Source organism: Dietzia sp. DQ11-38-2, assembly GCF_014145055.1.
GTDB lineage: Bacteria > Actinomycetota > Actinomycetes > Mycobacteriales > Mycobacteriaceae > Dietzia.
Genome location: NZ_JAALDW010000363.1, coordinates 1 through 3,957 on the forward strand (window position 1 = coordinate 1; position 3,957 = coordinate 3,957).

General features: G+C 71.2%; 4 protein-coding genes. 1 reads left to right on the forward strand and 3 read right to left on the reverse strand.

The window, feature by feature from the left end; all coding sequences use genetic code 11:
- On the reverse strand, window positions 1-560 hold a 560-nt coding region (locus G6026_RS12295), incomplete at its 3' end, for a MerR family transcriptional regulator (RefSeq protein ID WP_182613343.1).
- Between the two features lie 102 nt (window positions 561-662).
- Here G6026_RS12295 and G6026_RS12300 point away from each other — a divergent pair.
- Window positions 663-2,228: a succinic semialdehyde dehydrogenase gene (locus tag G6026_RS12300; protein WP_182613344.1), complete on the forward strand. Its 1,566-nt coding sequence runs from the start codon at window positions 663-665 to the stop codon at window positions 2,226-2,228.
- A gap of 24 nt (window positions 2,229-2,252) precedes the next feature.
- On the opposite strand, the gene G6026_RS12305 is transcribed toward G6026_RS12300, so the two are convergent.
- Window positions 2,253-2,798, reverse strand: coding sequence for a copper resistance CopC family protein (locus G6026_RS12305; RefSeq protein WP_347238100.1), 546 nt, complete (start codon window positions 2,796-2,798; stop codon window positions 2,253-2,255).
- A gap of 29 nt (window positions 2,799-2,827) precedes the next feature.
- Window positions 2,828-3,670, reverse strand: a complete 843-nt coding sequence (locus G6026_RS12310) for a DUF6474 family protein (RefSeq protein ID WP_182613346.1) — start codon at window positions 3,668-3,670, stop codon at window positions 2,828-2,830.
- Window positions 3,671-3,957 lie beyond the last annotated feature (287 nt).

The following is a 3,957-nucleotide window of genomic DNA, read 5'->3' on the forward strand; positions in this document are numbered from 1 at the left end:
TCGACGCCGGCCCGTTTCGCGGCGGCGAGGTCGGCGTTCAGCGCGTCCGTCTCCGCCTTGACCCGTCGCCAGTCCTCCTTCGACATCCCCTTTGTCCGCTGCTGCGACTGCTCCCACTGCGGGGTGTCGCCCCACCGTCGCTCGGCCTCGGCCGGCCATTCCTCGTTCCAGTCGGTACCGAAGATCTCGGCACGATCCGAGGGGGTCAGTGGCGTGTTCACTGCGATCGCCTCCTTCAGGCGGTCTACTGCGGAGACCATCTCCTGCAGGTGAGAGATCCGCTCGAGGAGCAGCTCGCGCTGCCGGGACAGGTGGGCCGCCTCGTCGACGTCGGGGTCGTCGAGCAGCACACCGATCTGGGCCAGCGGAAGGCCGAGTTCGCGGTAGACCAGTATCCGGTGGATGCGCGCGACGTCGTCGTCGTCGTACACCCGGTAGTCCGACCACGTCCGGCCGCTGGCCGGTGCCAGCCCGATCCGGTCCCAGTGGTGCAGGGTCCGGATGCTCACGCCCACCAGTTCGGCGACCGCGCCCACGGTGAGGCCCTCGCTCCTCGTCATTCCTCCAGCATCTCTCACATCGGCCACCCTGGGCCCTGACGCGACGTCAGGGTCAAGGGCCGGTCGGTACCGCGGGGGCTTACTCGTCGGTAATATCGGGGTATGAGCCGACCCACATCACGTGTCTACGACCGACTGCGCGACCTCGTCGCGATCCCCGAGTTCCGAGCCGATCCGTCGAGTCGCGAGTCGACGGTGATCGAGGAGGTCTTCACCGGCACGCCGCTCGCCGAGATCCCGGCGGGGACCGCCGACGACGTGGTGGCCGCGGTCGGACGGGCCCGGGCGGCCCAGGTGGCGTGGGCGGAGCGCGAGCCCGCGGATCGCGTCGCCGTTCTCAAGCGGTTCGCCTCCCTGGTCATGAGCAACCGCGACCAGCTCATGGACATCGTCCAGGCGGAGACCGGCAAGAGCCGGGCCTCGGCCCAGGAGGAGGTGCTGGACTGCCTCATCACCGCACGTCACTACGCCCGGACGGCCCCGGCGTTGCTCGCCCCCAAGCGGGTCCAGGGCATGCTCCCGGGCCTGACCAAGGCCGTGGTCCGGCGCCACCCCAAGGGTGTCGTGGGCGTGATCGCGCCGTGGAACTACCCGCTCAACCTCGCCGCCACGGACGCGCTGGCGGCGCTGGCCGCGGGTAACGCCGTGGTGATCAAGCCCGCCTCCATCACCCCGTTCTGTGCCCTCGCCGCGGCGGACATGTTGTACCGCGCAGGCCTGCCGCGCGACCTGTTCCAGGTGGTCCCCGGGTCGGGCCGCACCGTGGGCGGGGCGATCGTGGAGAACGTGGACTACCTCATGTTCACCGGCTCCACGGCCACGGGCCGGACGCTCGGTCGCCAGTGCGGCGAGCGTCTGATCGGCTTCTCCGCGGAACTCGGTGGCAAGAACGCCATGATCGTCGCGGAGGGCGCCGACCTCGACGAGGTCGCCGAGGTGGCCACCCGAGCCTTCTTCTCCAACTCCGGCCAGCTCTGCATCTCCGTGGAGAGGGTGTACGTGGAGAGGTCGGTCGCGCCCCAGCTCGTCGAGAAGCTCACCGCGCGGGTCCAGTCCATGAGCGTGGGCCCCGGGTACGACTTCGAGGCGGAGATGGGCAGCCTGATCTCCCGCGACCAGCTGGAGACCGTGACCGCCCACGTCGACGACGCCGTGGCCAAGGGTGCCCGCGTCCTGGCCGGTGGCCGCCCCCGTCCGGACCTCGGTCCGCTCTTCTACGAACCGACTCTCCTGGCCGACGTGCCCGAGGACGCCACCTGCTTCGGTGAGGAGACGTTCGGGCCGGTCGTGTCGATCTACCCGGTCGACTCGGTGGACGAGGCGGTGGCCAAGGCCAACGACACCGAGTACGGGCTCAACTCCTCGGTCTTCGCCGCGTCCGACGCGGAGGGCGAGGCGATCGCCGCCCGTCTGCGCACGGGCACCGTCAACGTCGGAGAGGGCTACGTGGCCGGATGGGGCTCGGTCGCGGGCCCGATGGGGGGCATGGGCGCCTCCGGGGTCGGTCGTCGACACGGCGACGAGGGCCTGCTCAAGTACACCGAGGCCCAGACCATCGCGACCCAGCGCGTCATGCACCTCGGTGGGCCGTCGTTCCTCCCCCGCAAGCAGTGGCACGCCGTCCTCGCCCCGGCGACCAACGCGATGCGTTTCCTGCCCGGGCGCTAGGCGTCAGTGCAGCTGGTCCGCCCGTCACCGTCCGCGGCGCAGCAGCACGACGGCCCCGCCGATCAGCAGCACGGCCAGTCCGGCGACCACCCACAGTGCCGGGTTGACGCCGGTCGTGGCCTCGCCGGAGGTCTCGTCGGCGATCTGGTTCCCGGCGGGGTCGGCTTGGTCGTCGACCTCGCCCGCCGGGTCGCCGGCGGCACCCGCCGCGGACTGCACGGTGAACACGGACGAGCCGGTCACCACGTGCCCGTCCGCGGAGGTCACCCGGTAGCCGACGGTGTACGCGCCGTCCGGCAGGTCATCGACCTCCGCGGTGACGGTCTCGCCCTCCACGGAGGGCTCTCCCACGACCAGATTGGTCCGGTCGTCGCCGGTGGTGACGGCGACCGAGGCGAACATCTGGTTGATCTCCTCGTTGAACGTCAGGGCCACCTGATCCGGAGAGGCGTCGAGCGTCGCCCCGTCCTCGGGCTCCACGGAGACGAGGACCGAGTGCGCCGCGGCGACCGGGACCAGGACGGTGGCGGGAACCGCCGCGCCACCGGCGATCACGGCGGCGGCGAGCACGCCTGAGGTCCACCGCGTCCGGACCCCGCTCACGGTGTGACGCCGAGGCGGGCGAGGACGTCCTTGTTGACCCGGTCGAGTTCGCCGGAGATGGCGGAGTGCACCTCGCGTCGCTGGGCGGTCGGGGTGGTCTCGGCGGTCTCGACGGCCGTCCTCAGATCCTTGAGGCGGGACCGGGTGGAGGCGAGGAAGTCCTCGACCTGCCGATCGCCGCGGCGGTCCACCTCGAGCTGGTCGAGGGTCTGTTCCAGGCGGACGATGCGGGCACCGAGAGCGGCTCCCGGTCCGGTGGCGTCGATACCCGCCGCCTTGAGGTCCACGGCGCCGGCGGCGGACCTGTCGGTGGAACCCTGCGCGTTGGAGACGAGCTTGTAGACCATCGGGAGCAGCACCGGGGTGGCGACCTTGGCCAGGCTCAGCCACCGCTGCACGTCCTCCTTGCCGAGTTTGGTGCCCTCGAGCTTCTTCAACTCCATCTCCGCGAGTTGGTACTCGTGCTTCCGCCCCGCGGCCTCGATCTTCTCGGCCGCCTTCCGGTCCTTGGCCAGGAACTTGGCCTCCCGCTTGAGCGTGGCCCGTTCCTGCTTGGCGAGGGTCTTCTCCGCCTTGCGGTCCCTCCGGGACGCCTTCCGGGCCAGCGCGTCCTGCCGCTTGGCGCGCTTGGCCTCCCGCTTGGCCTTCCGGTCCGCGTTCCTGCCCGCCAGCTTGGCGCGCTTCTTCGCCTCGGCGAGCTCGACCCGATGCGCCTCCTTGGCCTTGTGCCGGGTCTCCTTGGCGGCGAGCTTGGCCTCGGTCATGGCGGTGGCCTTGAGCGCGGCGGCGTGGGCGCGGAGTTCGGCGCGCTTGTCGCGGTAGGTCGTCAGCTTGCCCATGGGCGTCGATCCTTCTCTCGTCGCGAACATCAGGTCCCCAGCCTAGGCGAACGGGCGACCGGTGAGCACCGGACCGGTGTCCGTGCGCGGAGTGGGCCATGATGGACGTCGATGGATGGTGCGCGGAACGGATCGAGCGGGGGCCCCGGCGGTGCGGTGGCGGGACCTGCCTCGGGGTCCAGGTGTCTGCACCGCGTGGCTCGTGAGCGGGACGCCGGTCCCGCCTGGTGGCGGACGGCCCCGCTCGACGAGGGTGTGCGCCTGCGGGCGATGGCGGCCGCAGATCG

Coding starts and splice junctions, on each gene's coding strand:
- G6026_RS12300 (WP_182613344.1), top strand. CDS start 663: ATGAGCCGACCCACATCACGTGTCTACGACCGACTGCGCGACCTCGTC.
- G6026_RS12310 (WP_182613346.1), bottom strand. CDS start 3,670: ATGGGCAAGCTGACGACCTACCGCGACAAGCGCGCCGAACTCCGCGCC.